The organism is Chrysiogenia bacterium (genome assembly GCA_020434085.1).
GTDB lineage: Bacteria > JAGRBM01 > JAGRBM01 > JAGRBM01 > JAGRBM01 > JAGRBM01.
On record JAGRBM010000296.1, the window covers coordinates 1 to 4,376 of the forward strand.

Annotated in this window: 5 protein-coding genes; all 5 read right to left on the reverse strand. The window is 65.2% G+C overall.

Annotation, left to right across the window (positions count from 1 at the left end):
• Positions 1-514, reverse strand: a 514-nt coding sequence (locus KDH09_10265) for a prenyltransferase (GenBank protein MCB0220067.1), incomplete at its 3' end; no start/stop codon positions are given.
• Between the two features lie 126 nt (positions 515-640).
• Positions 641-1,666 (reverse strand): polyprenyl synthetase family protein, encoded by a 1,026-nt coding sequence (locus KDH09_10270; protein MCB0220068.1) that lies wholly within the window; start codon positions 1,664-1,666, stop codon positions 641-643.
• 339 nt (positions 1,667-2,005) lie between these two features.
• The gene (locus KDH09_10275) at positions 2,006-2,575 is read right to left on the reverse strand and encodes a hypothetical protein (GenBank protein MCB0220069.1); all 570 of its coding nucleotides are present in this window, start codon (positions 2,573-2,575) and stop codon (positions 2,006-2,008) included.
• Positions 2,572-2,943: an outer membrane protein assembly factor BamE gene (gene bamE, locus KDH09_10280; protein ID MCB0220070.1), complete on the reverse strand. Its 372-nt coding sequence runs from the start codon at positions 2,941-2,943 to the stop codon at positions 2,572-2,574. The genes KDH09_10275 and bamE overlap by 4 nt, the downstream gene beginning before the upstream one ends.
• Before the next feature lie 230 nt (positions 2,944-3,173).
• Positions 3,174-4,358, reverse strand: coding sequence for a tyrosine--tRNA ligase (locus KDH09_10285; GenBank protein ID MCB0220071.1), 1,185 nt, complete (start codon positions 4,356-4,358; stop codon positions 3,174-3,176).
• Positions 4,359-4,376 lie beyond the last annotated feature (18 nt).

A 4,376-nucleotide genomic window follows, 5' to 3' on the forward strand; every position in this document is an offset into this window, starting at 1 on the left:
CGCCGACCATGAGCGGCCCCATCAGAATAAAGACAAGAATGTCACCGGCGCCCCAGTATTTGTACTGCACGGGCTTGGCGGTATAGAGCGCGCCGCCGGCGATCCCGACAAGACCGAGCATCACGATGGGCCAGCCGCGAAGGATGATGAGAGGCACGCCAAGATAGGCGGCCAGCCCGAAAGCGACGATCGCCGCGCGGGCGATCTGCTTTGCGGTAAGCTCGCCCGAAACGAGCATCCCGCTGCCGCCCAGCGAGAACTCGTTGTCCACGCCCAGGTCGTAGTCGTAGTAGTCATTGACCAGATTCGTTCCCGCGTGCAGGGCCAGCGCGCTCAGCAGGATGAAGGGCACGAGCCCCCACTCCACGTCCACCCCGCCAAGGGCCAGCAGGCTGCCGAGGGTGACGGGCACGACCGTCGCGCCAAAGGACTCGGGCCGCAGGGCGCGCGTCCATTTGAGCAGGTTCTCCAGCCAGACAGGGTTCTTCTTCTGTGCTCGCAGCGTTGTTTCCATGGGTGTTCCTCATCGGGGTTCGTCCTTCGACGAGCTCAGGACGAACGGAGTTCAAAAGGCCTCGCTATCCCTTCCCGTTCGTCCTGAGCCTGTCGAAGGATCGAACGGGCCCGCGCCACGCGCGGCCTAGCTGTCGCGGGCCAGCAGCAGGCGGGCAAAGCGCACGAGCCGGTCGCGCGCGGGGCTGGCAGGCAGGACTTCGAGTTCTTCGATTGCGCCGAAAGTCGCGCTTTCAAGGCGCCCGCGCACGCGCGCCAGCGCGCCGCACTCGGCGAGCATCCCGGCCAGGCGGCCCACTTCCTTGTCGCTTGGCGGCGGGCGGTCGTCTTTTAGATGCGACTCGAACCAGCGGCTCACTTCCTCGCTCATCTCGCAGCCGTAGATCACCGCCAGCGAGGGCTTGCCTTCCTTGAGGTCGGAGAGCACGGCCTTTCCTACGAGCGTGCCCTCGCCCACCCAGTCGAGCCAGTCGTCGAGCACCTGGAAGGCGATGCCCGAGCCGTGGCCGAATTTCTCGAGCGCGCGGGTGGTCGCCTCATCGGCGCCCGCGGCCATGGCGCCGGCCTTGGCCGACCACGCAAAGAGCGCAGCGGTCTTGAGCTCGACGATCTTTTCGTAGACTTCTTCGTTGGTCGCCAGATCGAAGCGGTGTTCCTGCTGAAGCACCTCGCCCTCGACCATGTTCTGAAGCATGAACTGGTAGCTGTCGCAGATCTCGAAATTGCGCGTGGCGAATACCCCGCCCAGCGCGCGGGTCAGCAGAAAATCACCGGCGAGAATGGAGATGCGGTTGCCGTGCAGGATGCGCGAGGCGGGCTTGCCGCGGCGCACTTCGCCCTCGTCCAGAACGTCATCATGCAGCAGGGTCGCCGCGTGGGTGAGCTCGGCCGCCAGGGCGACCGGATCGGCCACCGAAGCATCGGCGCCGACGGCGGTGCAGGAGAGCCAGGCCAGCAGCGGACGCACGCGCTTGCCACCGGCTTCGACGAGCTGCGCGGCCGCCTCGGGCAGCGGCGCGTGGGCGCCCTGACAGGCAACGGAGAGATTGTCTTCGAGACGCGCGAGCTCGCCGCTGAATTCGGCGCGCAGGTTCTTCCAGAGCGAGCGGTAACGAAGTCGCTCGGTCAGGGACATGGCCTTGGGAAGTGACACGTGAGGTGATCCCCCTGCAGATTCAGGTTGCCTGGGTCGCGCGCATCGCCACCACCGACGAACGCGCGAGCGGCTCCCGCAGGTCCTTATATCTCATATTTCAAAAGTAATTGAAAGTTCCGAGAGCAGAAAATGACGCACGGCGGCGAAAAAAGTGGCAGCAGAGGGCGCCGGTAGCGCGACCTATCCCTCTGCCCCCTCCGGGGGAAGATGGCCGGAGGCCAGAAGGGGGTGCCGGTACCGGCGAGGTACGGCCTGATCGCCGGCTGGGCGGCCCCCTCAGTCACCTTCGGTGACAGCTCCCCCGAAGGGGGAGCAGGGAATGTTGGATACTCTTCCCTAGAAGGGATTCACCTCAACCCCGCCCCGCTCCAGCGGAGGCAGGCGGGCGTGAACGGACTCCACAATGCCGTCCTCGCTCACGTGGACGCGGATGAAGTAGACCTGCTCGATGTCGGTGCCGAACATGAGCGGGGCGTAACCGGCGCCGCCCAGGACCCGCATGGCGATCTGGATGGGGCGCCCGAAATCGACCTGCGCGTCGCGGGCAAAGTCGGCGACCCAGATCATGCACAGCCCGCCGGGCACCGGATGGGATCCCGGCGGCGCGGGCAGCACGGGTTCGAGTTCATCGAGCCTGTCGGAGAGCGCGCTCTCGTAGAAGACGCTCTCGCCGCAGAACCCGTCGGGCGGTCCCAGCAGATCGAGCGCGTCCTGCAGCGTGGCCACCTCGGGTTCCAGAGTCAGCGCCCCGCGCACAAGCGGCGCGCCCTGGGTGATCTGGGTGATCGTGCAGGCGCCCAGACACATGATCAGGATGAGCAGACACAGCGCCCCTCTCCCGAGCGCTGACGCGCTTTTCCCTCTCCCATTGGGAGAGGGGAACAAGGTCTGTGTGTTCTTTGTCACGGCAGGAACCGGAACTCCGCCGTGTCGGAGGCGTGGCGCCAGGCGACGTTCTTCACCATGCCCGCCTCATCGAAGATAATGAGCAGCCGGTCGGGCTTCACGTCCAGGCTTCCCCAGTTGAAGAGCAGCAACAGCAGGAAGTTCATCTTCCCCTCGTCGTAGCGATAGAGATAGACGTCCCCCTCGGCCAGACGCGCGACCGCGTCGGGCGCGCCGAGGGTTTCCTCCACGTGTCGCCGCGAGGTTTCGCCGGGAATGATGCGTTCGACTTCGTTGGGATCGGGAGGGCTGCCCACCTTGAGCCGGAACCAGCCGCAGCCGGTGATAAGTGTTGCGAGTATCAGAGCCAGAGCAATTGCGCGGCGCATGGGGTGCCTCCTTGGGGGGAGGCCTGAGCTTATCACAGTTGAAACGCGCGAAGCGCGCGCTGGACTGAGGGGCCTGGGAACGCGCCGGAGGCGCAACCCCGCAGCGCTCCCTCGCTAACGGGGGAGCTGCCCGCGAAGCGGGCTGAGGGGGGGGCTTCGCCTGCCCCCATCTGGCCTGTCGGCCATCTTCCCCCGGCGGTGGGGGAAGAGCGGAGGGGTGGCGCTTCGCGCTACTCGAAGATCACTTTCACGAAATGCCGCTTGCCGACTTTGACGAGGTGCTCGCCGCTTCCGGGCAGCTCGTGGGCGATGTCCTCGACCTTGGCATCGTCAATGCTCACGCCGCCCTGCTGGATCTTGCGCTTGGCTTCCTTGTTGGAGGCGGCAAAGCCCGCTTCGACGATCACGTCGAGGAGGCGCTTGTTCTCGCCGGCGGCAAGCTTCATCTCCGGCACGTCATCAGGAACCCCGCCCCTGGCATGCACGGTGTTGAAGTGCTCGCGCGCGGCAGCCCCCGCCCCTTCGCCGTGGTAGCGGTCCACGATCTCCATGGCGAGAGTTTCCTTGGTGGCCTTGGGGTTGAGTTCTCCAGAAGCCATTCCCTTTTTGAGGGTCTCGAGTTCCTCGGTCGTGATGGCCGAGAGCAGCTCATAGTAGCTCACCATCAGCTCGTCGGAGATGCTCATCACCTTGCCGAACATGTCGTTGGGTTCGTCGGTGATGCCGATGGCGTTGCCGTAGCTCTTGCTCATCTTCTGCACGCCATCGAGGCCGACGAGCAGCGGCATCATGAGCAGCGCCTGGGGGTGCTTGATGTGGTGGGCTTCCTGCAGGTTGCGGCCCACGAGCAGGTTGAAGCGCTGGTCCTGGCCGCCGATCTCCACGTCGGCCTTGAGCGCGACGGAGTCGTAGCCCTGCACCAGCGGGTAGAGGAATTCGTGGATCGAGATGGGTTTCTCGGCGGCGTAGCGCTTGGAGAAGTCGTCGCGTTCGAGCATGCGCGCCACGGTGTAGTGGCTGGCGAGGCCGATCATGTCGGCGCCGCTCATCTTGTCCATCCACTCGGAGTTGTAGCGGACCTCGGTCTCATCGGGGTCAAGGATCTTGAAGACCTGCTCCTTGTAGGTGGATGCATTCTTCTCGACTTCTTCGCGGGTCAGCGGCGGGCGCAGCGCCGAGCGGCCCGAGGGGTCGCCGATGCAGGCGGTGTAGTCGCCGATCAGAAAGATGACCTGGTGGCCCATTTCCTGAAAATGCCGGAGCTTGTGCAGGAGCACCGTGTGACCCAGGTGCAGGTCGGGCGCCGTGGGGTCGAAACCCGCCTTGATACGAAGCGGCGTATCCGTGTCGATCGCGTGCTGAATCTTCTTGCGCAGATCCTTCTCGGGAATGACGTCCACCGCGCCGCGGGTGATGGCCTTCCACTGGGCCTC